The 23,541-nt window shown below is 60.5% G+C and carries 28 protein-coding genes and 1 pseudogene; 17 read left to right on the plus strand and 12 right to left on the minus strand.

Annotated elements, in window-relative coordinates; translation table 11 throughout:
• Nucleotides 1-7 precede the first annotated feature (7 nt).
• From LB547_RS23230 to LB547_RS23240, 3 genes are read right to left on the minus strand one after another with little or no spacing between them, the layout of a single operon-like run.
• Entirely contained in the window at nucleotides 8-1,351 is a 1,344-nt protein-coding gene (locus LB547_RS23230; protein ID WP_140522885.1) for a sensor histidine kinase, read from the minus strand.
• Nucleotides 1,351-2,016, minus strand: a complete 666-nt coding sequence (locus tag LB547_RS23235) for a response regulator transcription factor (RefSeq protein ID WP_140522887.1) — start codon at nucleotides 2,014-2,016, stop codon at nucleotides 1,351-1,353. Before LB547_RS23235 ends, LB547_RS23230 begins: the two co-directional genes overlap by 1 nt.
• Nucleotides 2,016-2,342, minus strand: a complete 327-nt coding sequence (locus LB547_RS23240) for a PepSY domain-containing protein (RefSeq protein ID WP_140522889.1) — start codon at nucleotides 2,340-2,342, stop codon at nucleotides 2,016-2,018. The genes LB547_RS23235 and LB547_RS23240 overlap by 1 nt, the downstream gene beginning before the upstream one ends.
• A gap of 131 nt (nucleotides 2,343-2,473) precedes the next feature.
• Here LB547_RS23240 and LB547_RS23245 point away from each other — a divergent pair, with 131 nt between their 5' ends.
• The 3 genes from LB547_RS23245 to LB547_RS23255 all read left to right on the plus strand — a co-directional run bounded on the left by LB547_RS23245 (nucleotide 2,474) and on the right by LB547_RS23255 (nucleotide 4,166).
• Entirely contained in the window at nucleotides 2,474-2,752 is a 279-nt protein-coding gene (locus LB547_RS23245) for a hypothetical protein (protein WP_140522891.1), read from the plus strand.
• A 117-nt stretch (nucleotides 2,753-2,869) separates the two neighbouring features.
• Nucleotides 2,870-3,337, plus strand: coding sequence for a DUF2231 domain-containing protein (locus LB547_RS23250; protein WP_140522893.1), 468 nt, complete (start codon nucleotides 2,870-2,872; stop codon nucleotides 3,335-3,337).
• Between the two features lie 130 nt (nucleotides 3,338-3,467).
• A complete protein-coding gene (locus LB547_RS23255; RefSeq protein ID WP_140522895.1) occupies nucleotides 3,468-4,166 on the plus strand; it encodes a CBS domain-containing protein in 699 nt (232 codons plus the stop codon).
• Nucleotides 4,167-4,455: 289 nt separating this feature from the next.
• On the opposite strand, the gene LB547_RS23260 is transcribed toward LB547_RS23255, so the two are convergent.
• The 4 genes and pseudogenes from LB547_RS23260 to LB547_RS23275 all read right to left on the minus strand — a co-directional run bounded on the left by LB547_RS23260 (nucleotide 4,456) and on the right by LB547_RS23275 (nucleotide 8,753).
• A complete protein-coding gene (locus LB547_RS23260) occupies nucleotides 4,456-4,725 on the minus strand; it encodes a DUF6455 family protein (RefSeq protein WP_140522897.1) in 270 nt (89 codons plus the stop codon).
• A gap of 94 nt (nucleotides 4,726-4,819) precedes the next feature.
• Nucleotides 4,820-5,252, minus strand: a pseudogene (locus LB547_RS23265) (NUDIX hydrolase).
• 43 nt (nucleotides 5,253-5,295) lie between these two features.
• Nucleotides 5,296-7,941 carry a magnesium-translocating P-type ATPase gene (gene mgtA, locus LB547_RS23270; RefSeq protein WP_224656229.1) on the minus strand — a complete coding sequence of 882 codons (2,646 nt, stop codon included), beginning with the start codon at nucleotides 7,939-7,941 and terminating at the stop codon, nucleotides 5,296-5,298.
• Nucleotides 7,941-8,753: a universal stress protein gene (locus LB547_RS23275; RefSeq protein ID WP_140522901.1), complete on the minus strand. Its 813-nt coding sequence runs from the start codon at nucleotides 8,751-8,753 to the stop codon at nucleotides 7,941-7,943. The genes mgtA and LB547_RS23275 overlap by 1 nt, the downstream gene beginning before the upstream one ends.
• A 191-nt stretch (nucleotides 8,754-8,944) precedes the next feature.
• On the opposite strand from LB547_RS23275, the gene LB547_RS23280 reads away from it, so the two are divergent.
• Both LB547_RS23280 and fixJ read left to right on the plus strand, forming a co-directional pair.
• On the plus strand, nucleotides 8,945-10,501 hold the full coding sequence (locus LB547_RS23280; protein ID WP_140522903.1) for a PAS domain-containing sensor histidine kinase: 1,557 nt from the start codon (nucleotides 8,945-8,947) through the stop codon (nucleotides 10,499-10,501).
• Nucleotides 10,488-11,102 (plus strand): response regulator FixJ, encoded by a 615-nt coding sequence (gene fixJ, locus LB547_RS23285; protein ID WP_140522905.1) that lies wholly within the window; start codon nucleotides 10,488-10,490, stop codon nucleotides 11,100-11,102. Before LB547_RS23280 ends, fixJ begins: the two co-directional genes overlap by 14 nt.
• A 225-nt stretch (nucleotides 11,103-11,327) precedes the next feature.
• Here the strand turns inward: fixJ and LB547_RS23295 are convergent, their stop codons facing one another.
• Nucleotides 11,328-11,561: a hypothetical protein gene (locus LB547_RS23295; RefSeq protein ID WP_140527996.1), complete on the minus strand. Its 234-nt coding sequence runs from the start codon at nucleotides 11,559-11,561 to the stop codon at nucleotides 11,328-11,330.
• A 196-nt stretch (nucleotides 11,562-11,757) separates the two neighbouring features.
• Here LB547_RS23295 and LB547_RS23300 point away from each other — a divergent pair, with 196 nt between their 5' ends.
• A complete protein-coding gene (locus LB547_RS23300; protein ID WP_224656228.1) occupies nucleotides 11,758-11,976 on the plus strand; it encodes a biotin/lipoyl-containing protein in 219 nt (72 codons plus the stop codon).
• Between the two features lie 505 nt (nucleotides 11,977-12,481).
• Here the strand turns inward: LB547_RS23300 and LB547_RS23305 are convergent.
• Nucleotides 12,482-12,772, minus strand: coding sequence for a c-type cytochrome (locus LB547_RS23305; RefSeq protein WP_140523410.1), 291 nt, complete (start codon nucleotides 12,770-12,772; stop codon nucleotides 12,482-12,484).
• Nucleotides 12,773-12,850: 78 nt separating this feature from the next.
• Nucleotides 12,851-13,234 (minus strand): phasin family protein, encoded by a 384-nt coding sequence (locus LB547_RS23310; protein WP_140522910.1) that lies wholly within the window; start codon nucleotides 13,232-13,234, stop codon nucleotides 12,851-12,853.
• Nucleotides 13,235-13,603: 369 nt separating this feature from the next.
• On the opposite strand from LB547_RS23310, the gene LB547_RS23315 reads away from it, so the two are divergent.
• The 7 genes from LB547_RS23315 (at nucleotide 13,604) to LB547_RS23345 (ending at nucleotide 17,189) form a co-directional block, all read left to right on the plus strand.
• A complete protein-coding gene (locus LB547_RS23315) occupies nucleotides 13,604-13,876 on the plus strand; it encodes a hypothetical protein (protein ID WP_140763530.1) in 273 nt (90 codons plus the stop codon).
• A gap of 11 nt (nucleotides 13,877-13,887) precedes the next feature.
• Nucleotides 13,888-14,070, plus strand: coding sequence for a universal stress protein (locus tag LB547_RS23320; RefSeq protein ID WP_224684587.1), 183 nt, complete (start codon nucleotides 13,888-13,890; stop codon nucleotides 14,068-14,070).
• 137 nt (nucleotides 14,071-14,207) lie between these two features.
• Nucleotides 14,208-15,485: a 5-aminolevulinate synthase gene (hemA, locus tag LB547_RS23325; protein WP_140522914.1), complete on the plus strand. Its 1,278-nt coding sequence runs from the start codon at nucleotides 14,208-14,210 to the stop codon at nucleotides 15,483-15,485.
• Between the two features lie 114 nt (nucleotides 15,486-15,599).
• Nucleotides 15,600-16,034, plus strand: coding sequence for a DUF2267 domain-containing protein (locus tag LB547_RS23330; RefSeq protein ID WP_140522916.1), 435 nt, complete (start codon nucleotides 15,600-15,602; stop codon nucleotides 16,032-16,034).
• 3 nt (nucleotides 16,035-16,037) lie between these two features.
• Complete coding sequence (locus tag LB547_RS23335) at nucleotides 16,038-16,328, plus strand: phosphoribosyltransferase family protein (protein WP_224656349.1); 291 nt, start codon at nucleotides 16,038-16,040, stop codon at nucleotides 16,326-16,328.
• Complete coding sequence (locus LB547_RS23340; protein WP_224656350.1) at nucleotides 16,325-16,723, plus strand: phosphoribosyltransferase; 399 nt, start codon at nucleotides 16,325-16,327, stop codon at nucleotides 16,721-16,723. Before LB547_RS23335 ends, LB547_RS23340 begins: the two co-directional genes overlap by 4 nt.
• A gap of 19 nt (nucleotides 16,724-16,742) precedes the next feature.
• The gene (locus LB547_RS23345; RefSeq protein WP_140522918.1) at nucleotides 16,743-17,189 is read left to right on the plus strand and encodes a pyridoxamine 5'-phosphate oxidase family protein; all 447 of its coding nucleotides are present in this window, start codon (nucleotides 16,743-16,745) and stop codon (nucleotides 17,187-17,189) included.
• A 64-nt stretch (nucleotides 17,190-17,253) separates the two neighbouring features.
• On the opposite strand, the gene LB547_RS23350 is transcribed toward LB547_RS23345, so the two are convergent.
• On the minus strand, nucleotides 17,254-18,090 hold the full coding sequence (locus LB547_RS23350) for a universal stress protein (protein ID WP_140522920.1): 837 nt from the start codon (nucleotides 18,088-18,090) through the stop codon (nucleotides 17,254-17,256).
• Between the two features lie 173 nt (nucleotides 18,091-18,263).
• Here LB547_RS23350 and LB547_RS32525 point away from each other — a divergent pair, with 173 nt between their 5' ends.
• Genes LB547_RS32525 through LB547_RS23360 form a run of 3 tightly spaced genes read left to right on the plus strand, consistent with a single transcriptional unit; the run spans nucleotide 18,264 to nucleotide 20,264 of the window.
• Complete coding sequence (locus tag LB547_RS32525) at nucleotides 18,264-18,419, plus strand: c-type cytochrome (protein WP_318013166.1); 156 nt, start codon at nucleotides 18,264-18,266, stop codon at nucleotides 18,417-18,419.
• Nucleotides 18,416-18,661: a hypothetical protein gene (locus LB547_RS32530; protein ID WP_318013167.1), complete on the plus strand. Its 246-nt coding sequence runs from the start codon at nucleotides 18,416-18,418 to the stop codon at nucleotides 18,659-18,661. Before LB547_RS32525 ends, LB547_RS32530 begins: the two co-directional genes overlap by 4 nt.
• Before the next feature lie 49 nt (nucleotides 18,662-18,710).
• Nucleotides 18,711-20,264 (plus strand): AAA family ATPase, encoded by a 1,554-nt coding sequence (locus LB547_RS23360; protein WP_140522921.1) that lies wholly within the window; start codon nucleotides 18,711-18,713, stop codon nucleotides 20,262-20,264.
• Nucleotides 20,265-20,286: 22 nt separating this feature from the next.
• Here LB547_RS23360 and LB547_RS23365 read toward each other — a convergent pair whose 3' ends face one another.
• Nucleotides 20,287-22,965, minus strand: coding sequence for a bifunctional acetate--CoA ligase family protein/GNAT family N-acetyltransferase (locus LB547_RS23365; RefSeq protein ID WP_140522923.1), 2,679 nt, complete (start codon nucleotides 22,963-22,965; stop codon nucleotides 20,287-20,289).
• Nucleotides 22,966-23,129: 164 nt separating this feature from the next.
• Between LB547_RS23365 and LB547_RS23370 the strand changes: the two genes are divergently transcribed.
• On the plus strand, nucleotides 23,130-23,516 hold the full coding sequence (locus LB547_RS23370) for a DUF302 domain-containing protein (RefSeq protein ID WP_140523416.1): 387 nt from the start codon (nucleotides 23,130-23,132) through the stop codon (nucleotides 23,514-23,516).
• Nucleotides 23,517-23,541 lie beyond the last annotated feature (25 nt).

Genomic DNA, 23,541 nt, shown 5'->3' on the forward strand with positions numbered 1-23,541 from the left:
AGGACGCTCAACTGTGTCGTCGCAAGGAAATGGCCATAAACAGACCCGGATCGGCGTTGGCCATGGCAAGGCGTCCGCCATAGGCTTCGACGATATCGGATACGATGGCCAGGCCAAGCCCGCTGCTGCCGCCCTTGCTGTCGAGCTGGACACCACGGGACAGAGCGGTCTCCCGATCGGCATCCGGTATGCCAGGACCATCATCGGCGACAGTGACGATTACCTCGTCAGCGGTGGAGGATGCATCGACACGCACTGACGACTTTGCGTAGCGCGCGGCGTTTTCGACCAGATTGCCGAGGATTTCCGACAAGTCGCCTTCATCCATCGGCGCTGTCAGATCCTCCGGGACGGTCATCTTGAATGAAAGCTGCTTGCCGCTTGGCGTGCGCTTGACGACGGCAATGACGCCGGCCGCGACCTGCGATACCCGGCAGGATGCCTCGCCGGAAACGCCGGGCGCGAGGCGGGCGCGCGCGAGCTCCCGCTCGACATGGCGCCGGATCGCTTCTGTGCTCTTCTCGATCTCGTCGGCCAGATCCGTCTCGCCTTTCTTGCGCAAGGCACGGATGTCAGCCGACAGGACCTGGAGCGGCGTCTTGAGGCCGTGCGCCAGATCGGTGGCGCGCGAACGGGCCCGAGCAAGAGCCTTCTCCTGGGCATTGAGAAGACGATTGATTTCGTCAGCGAGCGGCTGCACTTCGCTCGGTGCCACCACATCGAGCCGTGTCGTTCGCTGCGCAATCACGCTTCCGACGGCGGCCCGCAAGGTCTCCAGAGGTGCGAGACCGATCGTGATCTGGATGAAAAACGCGGCCATGAGAACTGCGGCGAGCATCAAGAGAGCCGGAGCAAGATCGCGAACATACTCGCTTACAGACGCCTCGATGGTTCGATGATCCTCCGCCACGACTGCGCGAAAGGACCGACCTCCGGCGTCGATGATTGTACGCTCGACCGCAATGCTGAGTTCTCCGCCAGGTCCCGTGAACTCCTCGACCGTTCGCATCTCACCCGTTGCGCTGCGGGCAGGCAGGACCAGCTTGGCGTCCCACAAAGATCGTGAGCGCTGGAGACCGCCGGTAGCGATGTCTTCGACCTGCCAGTAATAACCGGACAGCGGATTGGCGAAGCGCGGGTCGGTGAGCACCGGGGCTAACACCAGTTGGCCGTTGCTTGTGAAGGTCGTTGCGCCGATCAACTCATTGAGATCGACCGTCAGCTCGCCCACAACGCGCCGCTCGACGTGAAGTTCAAACAGATAGCGCAAGCCGGCGCCGGCTATGGCGAGCGCGACAAGAATCGAGATCGTTGCCGCCAGCCACAGCCTGAAGCGGATCGAGCCGCCCATCAGGCGGGATCATCGGGCATCAGATACCCGAAGCCGCGCCGCGTTTCGATGGCGCCACTCCCGAGCTTGCGACGCAAGCGCGCGACGATCACCTCGATCGTGTTCGGATCGCGGTCGTTCCCTGAATCGTAGAGATGCTCAGCAAGTTCGGTGGGCGCCACCACCCGACCAGCATGATGCATCAGAAACGCCAGGAGCCGGTATTCCAGCGGCGAAAGAGAAATGGGGACGCCACGGAGCGAAATACGCATCTGGCGCGTATCCAGAAGCAACGGCCCGGACCTCAGAACGGGTGCGGCCTGCCCGGCCGAACGACGCAGGATCGCCCGCAATCGGGCGAGCAGTTCTTCCATCTCAAAGGGTTTGGGAAGATAGTCGTCAGCACCGGAATTGATACCGTCCACGCGTTCGGTCCACGTACCTCTTGCCGTCAGGATGAGAACCGGAAACCTGCGCTCATTGGCCCGCCAGCGCTTCAAGACAGTGAGACCATCGAGCTTCGGCAACCCGAGGTCCAGGATCGCAGCATCGTAGTTCTCCACATCGCCTGCGAACCAGGCAGCCTCTCCATCGCGAACGATATCAACCGCCAGACCGGATGCCTTAAGGGCTGTAGCGATATCGGCGGCGATACGGGGCTCGTCCTCGGCAAGGAGGATCTTCATCAGTCCCCCTCCCTTTCGCGCATGATGACACCGGCACCGGCGTCAACATCGACAGTCTTTCGCCGGCCATCGGCGCCGACGACCTGGAATCGATAGACCCATTTGTTGGCCTTGCGGAGGAGGTCAACCGCGACGATGTCGCCTGGAGCCTGCGCGCGAACAATATCGAGGATATTGGAAAGGCCTTTTATCTCACCGTGTTCGTAGAGATCCCGCGCCCTGTCATGATCGCCATCGTCGTCCTCGTCAGCCCGCGCGGCAAGTGGCTGGGCCAGGACAAGCCCGGCCAGGCCCAGGATTGCGAGGCTCTTTAGTTTGACCATCATGAGGGAGGCATGTCGCACGTCGAAGCTTTCAATTTGCTGTCAACCATCCACAGCTGCCGGCAAGCAAAGGCTCGCTATCACGGCATCCTCGCGGCCAATCATGGCCGCGCAGAGAAAAGGATGTCGAAACCATGCGCAATTCCCTGTTCTTACTCGCAGCACTCGGATGCTTCTCGACCTTTGCCCTGCCGGCAGCCGCTGAATCTGAAGAAGGTTCATGCGCAGCGTCATCCTCATCCTCAATTGCCCCTGCCGGCCCAATCGATCTGGAGGCCATCCCCATGCAGGATGCCACCGGTCCCAAGGCGATCAAGGGCGTTGGCGATGACCACGAATGCGACGACAGTCACACTTCCAGTAAGGCCGTTTTCAGCAGCACTGACGAGGACGGCCAGGGGGACGACGACTGATACCGAAAAGCTTATGCCCAGCCCTTGAGCTGGGCGTCCGCTGATCAATTGCGCTATCGCCAAACTTACCCCCTCTATCTGCGCCATCCCTTGGCCACTCCGGAGATTTTCCTTGTCATGATCCCAGTCCAGCATATCCATCCCATGCTCGTGCATTTTCCCATTGTCCTCATCTACACTTTGGCGGCGATCGACCTTGTGGTGCTCGCTCGCGGCAACGCGGTGACCAAGCGTTCTGGCGTGGGGACGGTATCGACCTTTATCGCTCTCGCAGCCGGGGCGTTCGCGATTGGAACCTGGTTCTATGGGGGAATGGCACTCGATCATGCTGAAGCCGCCGGCTTCAGCAGTGACATAGCGGAGATCCACGAGAGCCTGGGAGGTATCACAGCGTTCGCGTTTCTGATCTGGGGCCTAGTGAGGCTCGGCCTTTGGGTGCGGAATCGTGAACTGCGGCTACTGACCATTGCTATTCCTCTGGTCGAAATTGGCGGAGCAATTCTGGTCACGGCGACGGCCTATTATGGTGGACTGCTTGTCTACGAACTTGGCGTGAACGTCGCTAAGACCGCGATCGCTGGTTGACGGGCACGCGCCTGGTTATTTGCAGCCCCAGCTTGGGTCATTTGTCTCGAGGGCAAAATGATTCAAATCAAGGCCCTTCGCTCATGCGGCATCTAAGAAGCCGGGAATGAAATATCTCCGGGGAGCGAGCATGCAAGCCGAAGCCATCATGAGCAAGCCAGTCATCTGCACGGACCCGTCCGCCTCGATCGCCGAGGTGGCCGGGCTGATGCTGTCCAATAAGATCAGCGGCCTGCCTGTTGTTCGCGGCGACGGCACGCTGGTGGGGATTGTCAGCGAGGGCGATTTCCTGCGACGAGGAGAACTGGACACCGAGCAAAAGCGCTCGCGCTGGCTAGAGTTTCTCGTCAGTCCTGGAAAGGCCGCCGACGAATATGTCCACGCCAATGGTCGACGGATCGAGGAGGTGATGTCCAGCGATGTCGTCACGGCGTCTCCCGCCGCGTCGCTCGCCGAGGTCGTCGAACTCATGACGCAACATCACGTCAAACGCATTCCGGTCATCGATGCCGGGAAAGTCGTCGGCATCATCACCCGTTCTGATCTGCTGCGGGCATTGCTCAGCGTCCTTCCGGATGCAGGCCGTTCGGTCATCGATGACGAGCAGATTCGCCACAACGTCGCTGGCGAGCTTGCAAAGCACAAATGGACCGGCAAAGACCTGATCCACGTGATGGTGAACAAGGGCGTGGTGATATTGAGCGGTGTCATCTTCGACGAACGTGAGCGCCAGGCAGCCTTTGTGGCAGCCGAAAACGTTGCCGGCGTAAAGGCTGTCAGGGATGGTCTCTTCTGCGCCGATCCGTTGTCCGTGGTGCTTGTTTCGTAGCGGCGGGACGATCCCGACGAACTTGCCACTGCAAGCCGCGGGTCCACGATCAATCTCGCTCGACAGCGAATTGTCGAGAATGAGAACATCACCAGCCGATTACCATGCCAAACGGGTTTGGATGCTCGCCTGAAGATGTGGCCACCAGCTGAAGAGGTCCGTGCTATCAAGCCCGCCAGGGCGATCCATGGAGTCCGGAGCCTACGCATCCGGTTGCGCTGGACCTCCAAGACGTACGGTCTTTCCAGAGGTTGAGTGACCCTCCATCCAGCTCGAGGCGTCGACGGTTCTAACGTTGACCGGCGGCGTGTTGCAGCCGTGCGATAAGATCACGGTTGCGGCAATAGTCTGGCGGATTATCGGCTTGCTGGTGTTCGTCGAGCCAGGTCGAGCATTCGTCCTGATGCCCACACGAGCGGCATCGGTCCACTGCCCGGTTGGTGACGGCGGCATGATCCGGCACCGATTTCAATTGTTTGTCGACGCCAAGCTTCTGCATCATGCGGCCCATCAGGGCGGTCCTGGCGTCGACTGAAACCAGATAATCGAGAAATGTCATGCTGATCACTCCTGCCTAGCGACCATCATTGTCATGTCGGCGGCCGCAATCATTGATCTCGATCAACAGCAGGCGTCGTTGCTAATCCCTGAGGCTAAACGGGAGGGCTTGGGCTCTGAGCTGAAGCGACAAGGCGGTCGAGAAAACGCCGTTGGCCGACTACCAACTTGTCCCGGGCCAAGGCTAGATCCAGCCATTCACCGCGGTCGACGTCGACAAACAATTGTCCCCGGCCACTGCGTGGTGGCCACTCCATAGCAGACAGATTGCTGCGCATCATCGCGGTGTCGAAATCACCCTCGAGCGCTGGGTTTGCCTTCTCGCTGGCGCTACTCACCCAAATTCAGCAGTGGGCCCTTGAGCTCCCAGCCTGTCTCTTCGGTGAACTCGCGCCGCGCCGTCCCCGCTAGGATTATACTCGCCCTTGCAATCGACCAGGCCCCAAGATCTCGCTTTTGCCAGAATGGGCCGCCTGGATGAACGAGCAGCACCTGCAGCCCCTTGTCCAATCTGCGATAAGGCAAAATGCCGGCGCTCTTTTCACGATGGTTTCAAGCCTCTCCACCCAGCCTATAATGTCGGGTACGCAGAATGAGACTTGGTGGCTCTGCCAATAGGTTGCCCCGGCCTCTTCGGGTGCGACTGCGGCTCCTCCTGGCCGAAGAACCCGCGCTTTGTCGCCTCTGAGGCCCATAGATAGAGCGCGGTGATAGCGACAAGTCCGGCAAGTATAGGCAGCGGCAAGGGCACGAAACCGAACCAGTCTGCGAACGGCAGATACGGAATCATGATCGCGACAAACCCGACGCCCAGTGTCAGCCAGGCGAGCAAGGGGCTCGGACGGCTCGCCCAAAAAGCGCGGTGCGTACGAACGATGAGCACGATTGCAAGCTCGGTCAGCAACGATTCGACAAACCAGGCTGTCTGGAATGCAGCCTCTGTGGCATGGGCGAAGAGCAGCAGGAACGCGAAGGTTGCGAAATCGAACAGCGAACTGACCAGGCCAAAGCTGATCATGAATCGCCTCACGAAACGGATGTCCCAGTGGCGCGGCCTGTGCAGCTGATCTGCGTCAACGTTGTCACTTGCGATGGCGAGTGAGGGCACGTCGGAAAGGAAATTGTTGAGCAGGATCTGCTTTGCCAGAAGTGGCAGGAAAGGCAGGAATAGCGAGGCGACCGCCATACTTATCATGTTGCCGAAATTGGCGCTGGTGGTGATGGAGATATATTTCATGGTGTTGGCGAAGGTCTTGCGGCCGTCGTCGACGCCCCGCACCAGCACTCCGAGATCCTGCTTGAGAAGGATGATATCGGCAGCCTCACGCGCGACATCGCATGCGGTGTCGACGGAGACCCCAATATCGGCCTCATGGAGCGCGGGCGCATCATTGATGCCGTCACCCAGATAGCCAACGACATGGCCCCTGCTCCGCAAGGCCTGGACAATGCGTTCTTTCTGGTTGGGATCGATCTCGACGAAGAGGTCAGTGTCCTGCACGGCTGCAAAGAGCGCGCTCTTGGTCAACTTCGACAGATCCTCCCCGGTCATGATCCGATCGCTACGCAAGCCGACCGCTTGAGCAAGATGGGCTGCAACGTAGCGGTTGTCGCCCGTAATGACGTTCACGGCGATGCCCCGGTGGGCGAGTTCGGCAAGCGTGCTCTTTACGCCTTCCTTGGGCGGGTCTAGGAAAAGCAGAAAGCCGGCGAAGGCGAGATCGACCTCGTCCTTCCTGCCATAGGTAGCGTGGCTTTCAAATCGACGCGTCGCTAGCCCCAGAACGCGATATCCTTCCGCGCTCCAGCGTCGAAACATCTTGTCGATCGCCGCGCGGTGCGTGTCTTCGAGAGGTTCCAGGCCTTTCGCTGTGCCGACGAAGCTGCAGGTTTCGAGGACGTTCTGTACTGCGCCTTTCGTGATCAGAAGATCTTCGCCATCCTTGGTTCGCACAACAACGGATAGGCGCTTGCGAATGAAATCATAAGGGATCTCGTCGACCTTGGTGAAAGCGGCCAATGATGCACCCTTGCCCGGCGCACCGGCGATGGCTTCGTCCAGCGGGTTCTTCAGTCCAGTGTGCAGGGTTGCGTTGAGACGTGCCCAAAGCAGGATGTCGGTTGACGGGTTGCCGTCGACATCAAGCCATCCGTCAAGGTGGATCACGCCTTCCGTCAGCGTGCCGGTCTTGTCGGTGCAAAGCACGTCCATGCTGCCCAGATTCTCGATGGCGTCGAGACGGCGCACGATGACGCCATTGGCAGCCATGGCGCGGGCGCCACGAGCAAGTGTTACACTGATAATGGCCGGGAGCAGTTCAGGTGTGAGGCCGACCGCGAGTGCCAGGGAAAATAACAGCGATTCTATCAGCGGACGATGCAGCATCAGATTGGCAAAAAACACGATGATGACAATCGCCAGCATGATCTCGGTCATCAGATAGCCAAACGATCTGATCCCGCGGGCAAAATCCGTTTCCGGGATTTGTCGCTCCAGTGCCGCTGCGATGGAGGCGAATTCGGTGCGCCGGCCGGTCGCTGCCGCAAGCACGGTCGCCGTGCCGCTGCGCACGGACGTACCGGTAAACACCGCATTGTTGCGTTGGGCGACGGACGCATCAGGATCTGATCGCCCCGCCGCCTTCAGGACGGGGAAGGTTTCGCCAGTCAGCACCGCCTCGCTGACATTGAAATCCCGCGCTTCGAGGATGACGCAGTCGGCAGGTATGAGGTTTCCGGCCGATAGCCGGATGAGGTCGCCCGGCACGATTTCTTCGGCAGAAACGGAGGATTCGACGCCATCTCGCAGCACGGTAGCCTTGCGCGAGATACGCTGTTTAAGTGCCTCTGTCGCCCGCGACGCCCCATACTCCTGGGTGAAGCTGAGAACGCAACTTGCCAGCACGATCGCCCCGATGATTGCGGCCTCCTGACCTGCACCGACGAAGGCCGAAACGCTAGCCGCGAAGATCAGGATCAGGACAAGCGGGCTACGGAACTGGCGAACGAACACGCTAAGCGCCGACGCGCCTGACTTCGAGGCCGGCGTATTCGCGCCGTATTTGATGAGCCGCGAGGCGGCATCCGACCCAGCCAGGCCCGATGTGGGCGAAGTTGCCAGACCTCGCACGAGATCTTCGCTGGTGATCGACCAATACGGACTTGCGGCCGCCGCAACGGAATGTTGGTCCACGCCAGAAGACACGATATTCGCCATCAGTATGACAGGAAGCGGTTGATGCTGCTCTCTTCGATCAGCGTGCGGGTGACGCCACCAAACGCCCATTCGCGCAGGCGGCTATGGCCATAGGCGCCTGAGACGATCATGTCGGCATTGATCGAGCGTGCGAATGTCAACAACTGCTCGCCATCGACTTCACCGGTGATCAGTTCCGTCTGCGCCATGATGCCATGGTGCTCAAGATAGACAGCGACATCGGCGAGACTGTCACGAACATTGTCGTCGCCTTTGGCGGCGGCGATCGTGGCGACGACAACCTCATTGGCCTTGGCCAGAAAAGGCAAGGCATCCGCCACCGCCCGTCGCGCCTCCCTGGTATCCTTCCAGGCAACCAGGACCGTATTAGCGCGGAGGTGTTCGACGTTGTTTCCGATGACCAGGACTGGCCGGCCGATGCCGAGCGCCAGGCTGCCAACATCGGCGGCGCGAAACACGTCGTCTCCCGACGCACCGGTCACGACAAGATCGGCTGCGCGGGCGAAAACGCTGAGGAAGCGGGTCGGGCTGCAGACGGCCTGTCCCCACTCGCTTGTGATCGAAGCCGGGACCAGGCTTTCGAACTCGGCACGCAGTTCGGCAAGCCTCTTTTCGATTTCAGTCCGCTGAATCTGCATGACCTCCCCTTCGTAGACCATGCCTTCACCCGTCGCGACCAAGGGCGGAACATCCGCCGCCGCCAGACCAATGAGATGGGCGCCGAAACGCTCTGCGAGTTCGATACCCACTTTCACAATCGCAGCAGGGGGCGTATCGACGGCGAGATTCGCGATTATGGACTTGTAGGACATTGGACGCGCCTTTCACTCAAGCGTTTCGAATGTGCTATGAATTGCATTCACGGGCGCTGGCTTCCTTGATGCGCGTCAAAGAACCGGCCAATCGCTTTTGCATCTAGACTTCGGCCTCGATCCGTTTTGTCTCTGATCGGAGAAGTGATAGTTAGGCCTTGTTTATGTGTCTCGAGCCTAAGGAACCGCGGGTGATCCAAGACGAAGCATTCAGTTTGACGCCTGGCGGGACGACGCTCGAATCCCTATTGTCGCAAATGTTCGATCGGGCGCCCGGGTTCATGGCTCTGATACGCGAGCCTGACCATGTGTTCGTACTGACCAATGCCGCCTACCAGCAACTCATTGGCGACCGGCAGGTTATTGGAAAATCGGCGCGCGAGGCCTTTCCCGAACTCGAAAGACACGAATTCCTCGAACGGCTCGACCGCGTGTACGTGACTGGCGAGTCCTACAGCGGCAAAGGCGTGAAGGTCGGATTCCGCAACAGCAGCAATGGGCCAATTGAAGAGCGTATCCTGGATGTTGTCTATCAGCCGATCAGGGCCGATGACGGTCGAATTACCGCCATCTTCATTGAAGGCACGGATGTCAGCGACCTCTCATTTGCGAATGCCGCGCTTCTGTTGCGCGAAGATCATCTGCGTTCAATCCTGGCGACCGTGCCTGATGCGATGGTCGTCATTGACGAGCAAGGCAGTATCCAGTCCTTCAGCACGGCCGCCGAAACGCTGTTCGGTTACCAGTCGGGCGAGGTCATCGGACAGAACGTCAAGATGCTGATGCCGGCGCCCTATCGCGAAGAGCACGATGCTTATCTGCTTCGCTACCTGACGACCGGGGAGCGTCGGATCATCGGGCTCGGCCGCACCGTGACCGGGGCACGCAAGGATGGCACGACTTTCCCGATGGAGCTTTCCGTCGGCGAAATGCACCCGGGAACCGGACGCTTCTTTACCGGCTTTTGCCGCGACCTGACTGAACGTCATCGCGCGGAAGCAAGAATTCAGGAACAGCAGCAGGAGCTTCTGCACATGGCGCGGTTTACCGCCCTTGGCGAGATGGCATCGACGCTCGCTCATGAGATCAACCAACCGCTGACAGCCATCACCAATTACCTGAAGGGCAGCCGACGGCTCCTGGAGAAGAGCACGGAAGCAAACGCGCCGATGCTGCGGGATGCCGTGGAAAAGGCCGCCGAGCAGGCCCTGCGGGCAGGCGACGTCATTCGTCATCTGCGCGATTTTGTTGCCAGGGGCGAAAGCGAGCGCCAGGTCGAGCGATTGCCGGCGCTCATCGAGGAAGCCTCGTCGCTCGCCCTGGTTGGTGCGAGGGAGATCAATGTCCAGATCGGCTACAAGCTCGACCCTGCCGCGGAACTGGTCTTGACCGATCGCATCCAAATTCAGCAGGTTCTGCTCAATCTGATGCGCAACGCAGTGGAGGCCATGCAGGAAACGCAGCGCCGTGAATTGAAAATCACAACCGTTGCCCGGGACGATGGCATGGCTGAAGTGAGCGTGATCGATACCGGTCCGGGGCTCGCGCCAGAGGTTTCGGCGCAACTGTTCCAGCCATTTGTGACCACCAAGAAGCAGGGTATGGGTGTCGGTCTCTCCATCTGCCGCACCATCGTTGAATCGCACGGCGGCCACATCTGGGCCGAGGCAATGCCGACGGGCGGCACCGCCTTTCGGTTCACCTTACGCATCGTTGAGAAGGATGAGGTCACAAATGGCCGACAGTGATCTGGTCCACGTCGTCGACGACGATGTTGATGTTCGCAAGTCTCTCGGTTTTCTGCTGGCGACAGCCGACTTTGCCGTACGCCTGTACGAGTCGGCCACTGCTTTTCTCTCAGCGGCGGATGGCCATCTCGACGGCTGCATCGTTACGGACGTGCGCATGCCGGGAATAGACGGCATCGAATTGCTACGGCAACTCAGAACAGGCGGCCACAAGATTCCGGTCATCATCATGACAGGTCACGCCGACGTGGCGCTCGCCGTTCAGGCCATGAAGGAAGGCGCTTCCGATTTCGTCGAAAAGCCGTTTGACGACGAGATGCTGATCCAGGCGATACGCTCTGCACTGGCCAACCGGAACGAGGCGAACGCGGCGCATCCCCAGTCCGCGGATATCCGCGCGCGTCTATCGACCTTGTCTGACCGCGAGCGCCAAGTGCTGGACGGACTCGTTGCCGGTTTACCCAACAAGACGATTGCCTACGATCTGGGGATCAGCCCGCGCACGGTCGAAATCCACCGGGCCAATGTCATGAGCAAAATGGAGGCGAGTAGTCTGTCACACCTGGTGCGTATGGCGTTGATCGTGGAGTCCCGACCCTAGGGAGAGTCCTCGAGAGGATTGCGATTTCTGACCTCGGTCCTTTCCCAATCCCAATCGCGCCAATGGGTCGGCCGGATGTCGAGACGGGCACCACTAGCAGCATTCTTCCAGCCCTCCTTTATCCTTCTGCAGGCAAACACAAGCGCGTGCTCGCCGTCTTCGTCGAAAACGGCCAGTTCTAGATCGCGACCAAAAGGAGCGCTTAGGATTGGTTTCCACATCGCATCAAAATCTTCGCAAACGGTGTGGCGCGCCTTGATCTGCATCACTTTTTGAAATTACCGGCAAAGCGGGCGCGATTGCCTGTGTCGAACCGATGTCGACCACAATTCCTGCGGCAGACGCCATACCGGCCGCAATCACATGCGCGCCGCGGGCAGCCCAATCGATCGCGATTGCAGCATTGATATCTGATCCGACGTCCATGGCGATGGGCACCATTTCCCTGAACTGCTCCATGACCTCGCTCCGGCGATGATCGGCCATCTTAGGCCGGCTGCCGAACCAGAATTTGATCCGCGTCAATCACCGCACAATCGCGGCATCTGCGCCATACGCCGATTGATCGTGATCAAGGACTGCGCCGCCTAGGAGCCTATCGTTCGACGGCAAAACGAGATTTGCCATGCGGTATACCTAGGTCGACGAAGGCGCAGTGGCGGCCAGCATGTTGCCAGAGGGCATCCTGGAGCACTGGTTCATTGCCAGCGGCGACCCGATCAGGGCCGGAGAGCGCATAGCCGAGGTTCGCGTCGAAAGCGCGCTGCACGAGATTGTCGCGCCGGCAGCTGGGCGTGCGACCATTGTCGCATCGGCGAATACCGTCATTAAACCTGGATCGATCCTGGCAATCCTGGTGTCGCAGCCTGCTTAAGCCCTCAGCGCCTCAGATTGCCGTTCAGCAATACACGCAAGGATTTCCAGCAATGGCGACCCGACACGCCGCGCCTGCGACCATTGTGAAGCCAAGGTGTTCTTTTTCAACCGCGAGAACCTCCGACAGTGTGAGACTTGCGACGACGCTTGCGCATCATCCGAGCCACAACAAGGCTGGCTCGGTCGACGGCAAGCGTGCATTGGGAAATCAGGCCTTCTACCACGACATCCTCAGCGCCCTTCGGTCCGCGACCAGGGTCGGCGAAGCACGAGCTGGCCACGCACATCCGCGAGTACAACACCGGCTTAAACAATCGCATTGTCGGCATCGAACCGGCGGATCCTCCTACCGAGGCCCAGATCCTGGCGCATGCGCAGTCGTTTCTTCGTGCCCCTGGCCGGATGTTGCCCTGGCCCTCTCCGGTAGCAGTTTGCTGGCCGGCAATTGGCCGCGAATAGCCGGAGCCGTTCAGACCCGATCGCCTGCCGCATTCGAGACTGGGTCACGGCTGCTGCAGCGTGCTGATATACGTGATGATTGCTTCGATCTGATCGGGGCTCGCAGTCCACTCTGGCATATCCGGATGGCCAGTCGAAATGCCCTCCGCAAGAGCTTCCTCCAGATCGGAGATCGGATAGCGCTTTGACAAGGTGCGAAATGGCGGAGCGTCGGGATGGTTGCTCCTGTCAGTTTTTCCGACGGCGTGACAGCGGGCGCAGTTGACCTCCACCAACGCCTTGCCATGCTCCGTTACGCTATCGGCCAAGGCTGGCTGCACACATCCGAGTAACATCAACGCAAATACGGAAGCCCTGAGACGACTATGTCTGTAAACGGCGTTCATGTTGTCTGACGACCTCCGCATTGCCGTCTACACGACAGTCTTAGCCGCGGCATCCTCGATCGCTATCCTGGCGCCCTTACGCATGTTTCTGGCCGTTTCGGAAGCGAGCCTGGAGGTCAATGCGGCGACCTTGCCGGCTTCGATCACGTATTGCGACGTCGCATTCTGCACGAAAGCAGCGAAGATGTCGAAGGCATCATTGAACTGCGGACCACTGATCAAGTCATCGGCCAGCCTCACGTCCTGCTCACAACGATGCTTCAGAAACGCCAGCGTTTCAACATTGAAGCGCATCATGGCCTTGAAGGCGTGCACCTGAAGGGACGCGGCGGCGAGGAAGAGCTTCTGGCCATTCTCCGCCACCGGCAACAATTGTGTGCCTAATGAGGATGGCTCGGGCTGAGTGTGCATTATCGACTACTCCGTTCTGAATCTCCACAGCACGACGTTGACGCCATTCGTCGTCATGTCCTTGATCAGGATCAACCCTATGGTCTTGCGGGCTGTACGAGCGTGCCGGCACCAGCCGTTTTCCTTGCTTTTACGCCTCCCTCTATTTGATGGCCAAGTCGGTTCAACCGCAGATGGAATGAGCGATGGCTTTTAAGATGATTATGGTGCAACTGGACGTAGACGCGACGCCGCGCCGCGCATCTCGATGGCATGGGATTTGGCTCAACGGCTCGAGGCCGACCTCTGGCTTCTAGCGCCGCCGAGCCGCATTTTGTCCTTCCGACCGGCACTGACGACCAGGCCGCGCCCAAGGCGTTGTGGTGCCAGGTGGAGGAGATAGAAGGTCGCCTCGACTGCCTGAGAGAGGAATTCCTGAGCACCGTCAACGGCAGCAATCTGGCATCTTGGCGCGCAAAGATAGGCAATCCCACGCGCGAACTTGCACTCAATGCGCGTGCTGCCGATTTGATCTTGACCGGCTCGCCGTCGACCGATCTGGTGGTCGACCATAATCGTATGCTGGATGCGGCGAGTCTCATCCTGGCGTCCCGTGGCGACGATGTCGCGGACGTTAGCTCTTTCTGGCACGGCACGGAGTGACAGCGCGATCTGTGGTCTTGGATGCGCGCCTCTCCGAACCGGCGGACATCCTCCTGCAGATCGGACAGGATATTGCGGCCGATCTCATAGTTCTCGGCGGCTACGGTCACAGTCGGCTACTGGAGAGGACCTTTGGCGGCGTGACGCGTTCTGTGCTGCGCAGCGGATCATTGCATCGGTTCATATCGACCTGAGCAGGCGGAGCCTCGGAGTCGTGATTTTGACATGAATCAAGGTCGTCCGTTGCCGCAAAGGGTTACGTCCAACCCTTGCCAAATTCGGTGTAGCCGATGCCCGCAGCGCGACAGCGAGTAAATAAGGAGATTCGGACATGAATTATCAGCGGTTCTTCGAGGACGCGATCGACCAGCTCCATGCGGAACGACGCTACCGCGTCTTTGCCGACCTCGAGCGCATAGCGGGCAAATTTCCGCGTGCCATCTGGCGCGCCAACGGCCGCGCAGAGGAAATCACCGTCTGGTGCTCCAACGACTATCTCGGCATGGGCCAGCACCCGGATGTCATCGCAGCGTTCCAGAACGCGGCGGGCCGGATGGGTTCGGGCGCCGGCGGCACCCGCAACATCTCCGGCACCAGCAATCCGCTGGTCGAACTCGAGCATGAGCTCGCCGACCTGCACGACAAGGAAGCCGCGCTGGTCTTCACCTCCGGTTTTGTCTCCAACGAAGCCTCGATCTCGACCATCGCGCGGCTTTTGCCCAACTGCCTGATCATTTCGGACGAGCTCAACCATGCCTCGATGATCGAAGGCGTGCGGCGCTCGGGCGCGGAAAAGAAGATTTTTCGCCACAACGATGTCGCGCACCTGGAAAGCCTGCTGCAGGCGGCGGGCCGCGAACGCGCCAAGCTGATCGTGTTCGAGAGCGTCTATTCGATGGATGGCGATATCGCGCCGATCCGGGAGATCGTCGACCTCGCCGAGCGCTATAACGCCATGACCTATATCGACGAGGTCCACGCCGTGGGCATGTATGGTCCGCGCGGCGGTGGCATCACCGAGCGGGAAGGCCTCGCCGACCGCATCAACATCATCGAGGGCACGCTGGCCAAGGCTTTCGGCACGCTGGGCGGCTACATCACCGGCACGAGTGCTGTCATCGACGCCGTGCGCTCCTATGCGCCGGGCTTCATCTTCACCACCGCGCTGCCGCCGGCCATCGCCGCCGCTGCCACCACCTCGATCCGTCATCTCAAGCGCTCGCAGGCCGAGCGTGACGCCCAGCAGCAGCAGGCGACGCGGACCAAGCAGATCCTCTCCGCCGCCGGCCTGCCGGTGATGGAATCGGCGACCCATATCGTGCCAGTGCTGGTTGGCGACCCCGAGCTTTGCAAGATGGCAAGCGACCGGCTGCTCGGCGTGCACGGCATCTACATCCAGCCGATCAACTATCCGACCGTGCCGCGCGGCACGGAGCGGCTGCGCATCACGCCGACGCCGTTCCATTCGGATGCGCTGATCGCCGAGCTGCAGGACGCCCTGGTCGAGACCTGGGACGCGCTCGGCATTTCCTATGGTTCAGCAGGACGACCTTCCGTGGCCAAGACCGACCGGATCATTCCCCTGCTGGTGCAGCAGGCTTTTGGCTGAACTGGCGCCCAGCACCTCCGGTTCGTTTGACGCAGAGCCCGAACGATTTGATCCCGCTCAATGCTCAGAGCCTTATTATGCCCCAGAATGGCGCCAAATCTCAGGAGCATCGCCATGGGTCCTTGTCCTCACACGTCCTTCGCTGACTTCACGCATGCCGGCCAGCAGGCGCAACAATGGGTCAAGGAGCTCGCCAAAGACCTCTGCTGGAGCGAACCGAGCGCGTGCCGGCTGCTGAGGGCTGTCCTGCACACGGTGCGGGACTGGCTGTCGCCGGCGGAAATGGCCGATCTCTCGGCGCAACTGCCTGTTTTGGTCCGCGGCATCTATTTCGAAGGTTGGAAGCCGTCGGTGCCTGCGCATGAGCGCACGAAGCGCGACTTCATTATCAGTGTCAGAAACAGTTTCGGCTACGATGAGGAGATCGATTTCGATGTCGCGATCAGTGCCGTGTTCAAGCTTCTCGACCGTCACATTTCGCATGGCGAGATCGTACAGGTCAGAAACTCGATGAAAAAGTCGCTGCGAAACCTGTGGCCGGTGGATTGACCGATGTTCCGTGACCGGGAAGACGCTGGAGCGAAGCTTGGCCTGGAGCTGAGCAGACTTCAACTGCATCGGCCCATCGTACTGGCATTGCCGCGTGGCGGCGTGCCCGTCGCAGTGGAAGTGGCCAAAGCCCTCAACGCTCCTCTTGACCTGCTGATCGTCCGCAAGATCGGCGCCCCGGGCAATCCCGAATTGGCTGTTGCCGCAATCATCGATGGCGACCCTGGGGAGGTCGTGCTGAACCGTGAAATTGTCGAGCCTATGGGCTCGACGACGACGCCTTACGTGTCTTGATTGCAAATGAACGTCCTGAACTCGAACGCCGGCGCGTTGCCTATCGTGGCAAGACCAAACCGATGTCGATCGCAGGAAAGACGGCTATCATCGTCGATGACGGTGTCGCGACCGGTACGACCATGAAAATCGCGATCCGCGCCCTCAAGCGCCGGTCACCGAGGGAAATCGTCGTGGCGGTTCCCGTTTCACCGCAAGTGACGGTCGCCGCGCTGGAGCAGGAAGCGGACCGTGTAGTCTGCCTCAGTAGGCCAGGACAGTTCCAGGCCTTGAGCCATCATTATCGCCAGTTCCCGCAACTCTCTGACAACGACGTTGTCTCCGCTATGGACGAGGCTGCCCAGCTGTACAAAACTGGCCAGTGGCACGTTTCCGGCCTGGTTCAAAGGCCATGAAGAACAGGAGATCGAACTGATGCAGATCCGCACGCTTTCTGCTTTGGAATGTACCAAATTGCTGACGGCCAATCGCGTGGGCCGCCTGGCATGCGCAAAGGATGGACAGCCCTATGTCGTGCCGTTCCACTACGCCTATTCGGACGCCCATCTTTACGCGTTTTCCATGCCGGGCAAAAAGATCGAATGGATGCGGGCCAATCCGCTGGTGTGCGTCCAGGTGGATGAGCATGGACAGGGGCGGGGATGGAGAAGCGTCGTTGTTGACGGCCGATACGAAGAACTGCCTGACCGGATCGGCCACAAGCTTGAGCGGGATCATGCCTGGACGGTCTTGAGCAAGCACTCCGACTGGTGGGAACCCGGCGCACTCAAGCCGCTGGTTCCTCCCACAGCCGACAGTGCGCCGCATGTCTTCTTTCGGATCCTGATCGAACGGGTATCGGGACGGGAAGCGAGCGAGTAGTCATTCCATCAATTTGCGCGAGATGCGAAGGGCTGGCGCAATCTGCACCGGCCCTTTTGGATTGTTATCGCGCCATTAAGACCGGTAGTGACGAGCCCTCAAGCATTGACTTAGTGACCCCGCCGAAGATTCGCTCCCGCAGGCGGGAATGACCATAGGCGCCCATGACCAAGAGCTCGGCCGCGACGTCGCCGGCATGCTGGCGAAGCACGTCGGCAACCGAATGATTCGAACTCGGTAGCCGCTCGACGGTAACCTTCACGCCGTGCCGGGCAAGATAAGCCGCGGCATCTGCACCTGGCTCGTCGCCGTGATGGAACTCATTTTCGATGGGATCGATGATGACAAGGCGCACATCTTCGGCGCCTTTCAGCATATCGAGCGACTCGCGGACGGCGCGCGATGACTCCAGGCGGGCGTCCCATGCAACGAGGATGCGTTTCGGCTTCAGCGTCGGGCGCGAGCCCTCGGGAACAAGCAGGATGGGCTTTCCCGATGAAAACAGCGTGCCCTCGATGACTTTCTCCTTCAGCGCATGGCTTGCCAGCAGATCTGGTCCGAGAAGGGTCAGATCGGCGTAGCGGGCACGCCTTCCGATGACGTCGTCGGCCCATCCCATGTCGGGATAGTCGTCGCTCAGATCGGCCGATACGGCAGTCTGGGAGAGAAAGCCGGCGACGTCTGATTTTCGTTTCTCAAGCCTTCTCAACTCGGCCTGCCGCTCCGCAAGCCAGGCAGGCGAGACGACAGCGGCATACTCGCCCCCAGAGGGCGGCGCGGCCAGCTCGAGAACGAGCACGGAGAGATGGGCACCGACCTGTTCGCACAGTGAGGCGGCCAGCTTTAGATCGGCTTCGCCCTGGTTCGGCCCAGTAACCGTAAGCAGCGTCCTGAAAGTCACGGCGGCAACTCCTGATTTCGATTGAAAGGTCAATCTGGCTTCAGTCATTAGCGCGGGTGCCCGGCGCGCTCATTGCGCTGAATCAAATACCGTGACCGCGGGGCATTTGATCCGCATCAACGTACTGCCAAACCAGGGCTGTAGGTTTTCAGCTAATCAATCGGAAAACGCAGATGAAATTCCTGATCGCGGCGGCTCTGGCAGGATTGGCCTTCAACGCGGCTCGCGCCCAGGAACTTGGCGACGGCAAGGCCGAATACATGAACTCGTGCGCGGTCTGCCATGGTCCGGAAGGCAAGGGGGACGGCCCGTTGGCGACGAGTTGTTGAAGCGGCCGAGCGACCTGACGCGCCTCTCCAGGCGCAATGGCGGCGAATTCCCTTACTGGCGTGTTTATGCCGTGATCGACGGCCGCGCCATGGTGCCGGCGCATGGCGAGCGCGACATGCCGGTGTGGGGCAGCCAATTCCTGCCTGCCGACGTGAAGAAATATGGCCCGAACGCAGGCGAAATCGTCACCAGGGAACGGATCCATGAGTTGGCAGGCTATGTCCAGACATTGCAGCAATGAACGCAGCTCGCGCAAACGAAATACGCAAAACACACGTGGAAGGCCGGCCATGATCGTCGATGAGCAGCAAGCCGCTGCCTCTTTTCTGCTTGATCCTGCTACCCATGGCGCGGTCGGGGCCGTCGAGGCGATCGAGACTCACATTTCCCGTATTTTCCTCGTTGGCCAACGCGCCTACAAGATGAAGCGGGGGGTCAAGCTGCCCTATGTCGATTTCTCGGCGCCGGCCCTCAGGCTTGCCGCTTGCGAGAAAGAGGTGGAACTCAACTCGAAGACCGCGCCCGGCCTCTATTTGGTCGTGCGTCGAATCACCCGCGAAGCCGACGGCAAACTGGCTTTCAATGGCACCGGCCAAATGGTCGATGCTGCGATCGAGATGGTCCGCTTCGACCAGTCGAAGCTCCTCGATCGGATGGCAACCGCCGGAGAATTGACGCCGGCGCTGATGACCGCGGTTGCGCGCATGATCGTCAGCTACCACCGTGCCGCGCCGACGATCCACAATGGCGGCGGCTCATCAAATCTGGCTGGCGTGCTCGACATCAACGAGGCTGGCTTTGCCACCAGCCACGTTTTCGCAAAAGCTGAGGTCACGAGCTTTGCCGAGGCCTTCCGCAACGCCCTCGCCCGGCATTCCGGATTGCTCGACCGCCGGGAAGCCGCAGGCAAGATCCGCGGCTGCCATGGCGACCTGCATTTGCACAACATCTGCCTTTTAGACAGCGAGCCTCGCCTCTTCGACTGTATCGAATTCAACGACCAGATCGCCAGCATCGACGTTTTATACGACCTTGCTTTCCTGTTGATGGATCTTTGGCATCGCGGTTTTCCGCAGCTCGCCAACCTTGTGATGAACCGCTATCTCGATGAAGCCGACGACGAGGATGGGTTCGTGCTGCTGCCCTTTTTCATGGCTGTGCGGGCTGCCGTGCGCGCCCACGTCATCGCAACGCAGGTCGAGGAACGCAGCGCCGACAGCGACAGGCTGGTTGCCGAGGCGAGATCCTATTTCGACCTTGCCCGAACATTTCTCCAGGAAAAACCGGCGCGACTCGTTGCCGTTGGCGGTCTGAGTGGCTCGGGAAAGACGACCGTTGCCGAGGCGCTGGCCGCCCATTTCGGTGCAGCGCCAGGCGCCCGCATTGTCGAAAGCGACCGCGTCCGCAAGGCCATGCATGGTGTACCGCCGGAGACCAGGCTGCCGGACAAAGCCTATCGGCCCGAAGTTTCCGATCGCGTCTACCGCGAAATGGCATGGCGCGCCGGCCTGATCCTTTCGCAGGGCGGCTCGGTCGTGGCCGATGCCGTTTTCGACAGACCCGCCGATCGTGAGCGGATCGAGAAAGCGGCGCGCAGCCGGGCTATCAGATTCTCCGGATTTTGGTTGGAGGCGGCCCCGCTTGTCCTGTGGCAGCGGGTCAGCGAGCGCAAGGGCGGCCCTTCAGATGCCACGATCGAGATACTCTCGCGGCAATTGGAGCGAAATGCCACCCAGTCTGGCTGGCGAAAAATCGACGCTGATCGGATGCTCGCCGACATTGTCTTGGAATTGAGAAGGCACTCAGAGAGCGATGCGTCCGAAACCCTGTGCACAGCGTCCTGATCGGTGCAGCGGGCGATCGGCCTCAACTGAGTTCGAGCGTTACCTCGACAAGGCCGGGTTCGCTAGGATGACGCCTTATCGAGAAGCCAAACTCGCGGCACATGGCCAACATCCTCGTGTTCTCGGCGAGCATTATCCCTTCGATTCGTCCGATCCCATCGGCCCTCGCATAATCGACGATCTGGCTGAGCAATTCCCAGCCAAGACCATTACCCTGGAGATCTGTACGCACCAGCAAGGCGTATTCGGCGACGGTGTGGTCGGGATCGCAAGATATCCGGCTGATACCGGCCAGCGCGCCGGAGCTCGTATTCAGCGCAACGAAAGCCATGTTGCGACCGTAGTCTAGCTGGGTGAGCCGCTTCAGCATCTGGTCGGAGAAGCTTTTGCGGGGCGACAGAAAACGCAGGCGCAGATCATCGGGCGAAATCCTGGCAAGGAATTCGGGATAGAGCGAGATGTCGGCCGGCTTGATCGGACGGATATTGTAGTCGATGTCGCCCGCCGAAAACACCTTTTCCCAACCCGACGGATAGGGCCTTATGGCAAGTGCCGGGTTCGGCCCCGCCTCTTCCACCCGTTCCGGCTCGATCTCGATGCGGGCGTCGAGTGCAATCACACCCTCGGCGTCGGCCAGCAGCGGATTGATATCCACCGCAACGAGGCACGGAAAGTCGACGATCATCTGCGATAGGCCGTTGAGTGAAGCAATGATCGATTGCCGATCGGCCGGCTTGCGATCACGAAACCCGGCAAGAACGCGGCCGATCCGGGTTTGGTCGATTAGGTCACCGGCAAGAATGTCGTCGAGCGGCGGCAACGCGATCGCCGTGTCGTTCATCACTTCGACCGCGACGCCCCCGGCTCCAAAGAGGATGACTGGCCCGAAGATCGGGTCGCGGCTTATCCCGAGGATGAGTTCCTGCGCCTGTTTTCGCGCCACCATTGGCTGAACGGCATAGCCTTCAATGTCGGCTTGCGGTGCGTGCTTGCGCACGCGCGCCTCGATTGCGCGTGCCGCCTCCCCGGCGGCAACGGGGTCGGCGATGCCAAGCACCACCCCACCAATGTCCGACTTGTGCGTGATCGCCTTGGACAGGAGTTTGACGACGGCCTGCTCGGATGTCTTGAGGAACCGGCTGGCTGCCAGTTGCGCTTCGGCAGGAGATCTGGCGACGATCGTCTCGGGGACAGGGATGCCGTAGGCCGAGATTGCCGCCTTGGCTTCGGACTCGGTCAGCATACGCCGCCCTTCCCTGGCGACGGCCCTGAATATTGCAAGCGCGGCTTCCCGGTCGCTCGCGATGTCGCTGCGGCTCGACGGCGTGCGCATCAATGCCCGCTGGGCACGCGACCATTCGCTGAGATAAGAAACCGCCGTTGCGGCGTCCGCCGGCGTCTCGAAGCTGGCAAGACCAGCATCCTGAAGAACACGTCGCCCCTCGCGCGCCGTGTGTTCGCCGAGCCAGCAGGTCAGGACAGGTTTGCCGCTGATCTTGCCGCCCTGCGCGAGCACCGCCACGGCGCTTGCCGCGGCAAGCGGCGAGCCGAGCCCAGTCGGGCAGTTCATGACCAGGACGACGTCGGTGCCGGCATCGGCCATGATCGCCTCGATCGCGGCGGCATAGCGTTCTGGCGGGGCGTCCCCGATAATGTCGACCGGATTGGCGTGGGACCATGTACTCGGCAGGACGGCATCCAGACGAGTGATCGTTTCCGGCGATAGCTCGGCCAGGTGCCCGTTGCCTTCGACGAGTTGATCGACGGCAAGCACGCCGGCGCCGCCACCATTGGTGACTATGCCGACGCGGGCTCGTTCCAGCGGAACGAAACGGGCGGTCGTTTCAACCGCATCGAACAACTCGGTGAGACCTTTGACGCGCAGTATGCCAGCACGCAGCAATGCCGCATCGACGACGCGATCGGCGCCCGATAGCGCGCCGGTATGGGTCGCGGCTGCTTTGGCTGATTGCTCGTGCCGGCCCGACTTTATCGCAATCACCGGCTTTATGCGTGCCGCCGCACGCGCGGCCGAGATGAACTTGCGCGGATTGGGGATGGTTTCGAGATACATTACGATGGCGCGCGTGTGCATGTCGCCCGCCAGCATGTCGAGACAATCTCCCACGTCGACATCCGCCATGTCGCCCAGAGAGACGATCTGGGCGAAGCCGACATTGTTGTCCGCCGCCCAGTCTATCAGCGACGTCGCGATGGCGCCGGATTGCGACAGCAGCGCGATGCTGCCGGGTTTGGCGGCCATGTGCGCAAATCCAGCATTGAGCTTCAATGGCGGGATCATCAGCCCGACCGTGTTCGGCCCAATGATGCGGAAAACGGTGGGCTTGGCCGCATCGAGCATCGCCTGACGCAGGCCGTTTTCGTGCGTGAGCCCGGCGGTGATGACGATCGCCGCCCGCGTGCCCTTCTCTGCAAGGTCGCGCACTATGGCCGGAACTGTTCGGGGCGGCGTGACGATGACACCAAGGTCTGGAACGCCTGGAAGATCGGCCGCCTTGGCATAGGATTGCCGACCAGCCACTTGCGAATATTTCGGGTTGACCGGCCAGATCTCGCCCTCGAAGCCGCCGCTGACCATATTGTCGAAGACGACGCGGCCGACGGAGCCTTCGCGCACCGATGCGCCGAATACGGCGACCGACCTCGGGGCGAACGCATGTTCAAGATTTCGGATCGTCACCGGTGGGTCTCCCGTTCGCGGCGATAGTCGCCAATCGATCCTGCCCCTTCATTGCGCTGGATCAAAGCCTCGTCCGGTTCTCGCGATTAGCTGTTGCAAGAGGGTTCGAAGCGGTCGCTTGCGACGTAGCAGCCACTGCTGCGGTCAAGGATTGGAGAGTTAAGATGAGTTACTATTTCAGCAAGATCGTCGCCATGCCGTTCACAGCGGCAATCGACCACGTGAGCGACAAGCTCGCAAGCAAGGGGTTTGGCGTTCTGACCTCGATCAATGTTCAGCAGACCATGAAGGCCAAGCTTGGTGAAGATTTCAGGCCCTATGTGATCCTGGGCGCGTGCAATCCGCATTTCGCCTGGCGAGCCCTTCAGGCCGAAGACAAGATCGGAACCATGCTGCCCTGCAATGTCATCGTCACCGAGGTCGAACCAGGAAAGGTAGAAGTCGCGGCGGTGGATCCGGTCGCTTCAATGGGGGCCATCGCCAATCGCGAGCTTGCGCAGGTCGCGAACGTTGTGCGTCGCGTGCTCGAGGAGATGGTCCGCGAGCTCTAGCGCCAAAGGGGCCATCAAGGTTGAG

This window comes from Mesorhizobium sp. B264B1B (assembly GCF_020165765.1).
GTDB lineage: Bacteria > Pseudomonadota > Alphaproteobacteria > Rhizobiales > Rhizobiaceae > Mesorhizobium.